The sequence below is a fragment of the Vibrio sp. 1641 genome, assembly GCF_033339995.1.
Taxonomy (GTDB): domain Bacteria; phylum Pseudomonadota; class Gammaproteobacteria; order Enterobacterales; family Vibrionaceae; genus Vibrio; species Vibrio alginolyticus.
This window is the reverse complement of record NZ_JAWOVP010000383.1, coordinates 1-572: the sequence shown is the minus strand read 5'-3', so window position 1 is coordinate 572 and position 572 is coordinate 1. Positions and strand designations below refer to the sequence as shown.

1 protein-coding gene is annotated in these 572 nt (G+C 49.5%); it reads right to left on the bottom strand.

The window, feature by feature from the left end; all coding sequences use genetic code 11:
- A partial coding sequence (gene flgK, locus R7Z47_RS26105; protein WP_318130933.1) for a flagellar hook-associated protein FlgK occupies window positions 1-510 on the bottom strand: 510 nt, incomplete at its 3' end.
- Window positions 511-572 lie beyond the last annotated feature (62 nt).

The following is a 572-nucleotide window of genomic DNA, read 5'->3' as shown; positions in this document are numbered from 1 at the left end:
ACTGTTTGCATGAGTCAGCGCAGCGGTGCGCTGATCATTCATGTCTTTATGTTGGTTGTGCAAAGACTGAGTTAGTGTGTTGAAGCGTCGAGCCAATGCTTCTGATTCATTGATGATTTGCTGGCGGTAAGGCATCGATTCTGGCTTCACTGTCGCGTCGTTAAGCGCGGCGTTAAGCGAATCTAAGCCAGCAGAGATACTAAATCCGTCTGCACCCAAGGTGTTTTCTAGTTGGCTCATGTTGCTGGTGTAACCAGCCGCGTAAGCCGCCAAACTATTGGTAGACCAAGTTTGTTTAACCAAGAACTGATCAGTTACACGGCGGATGCTGGTCACTTCCACACCCATGCCAGAACTTAAGCGGTTGGACTTACCATCACCAACTGTCGCCATCAACGCTTGTTGACGGCTGTATCCTGGCGTGTTGACGTTCGCAACGTTTTGCGCCGTCACGTCAAGTGCAACGCGGTTTGCGTTTAAACCTGAAAGGGCGATATTAACTAGGTTCATTTACAGCTCCATTTTCCTGATCAGCGGCTGAGAAAAAGCGGTCGTCATACCGGCTTCTCCAA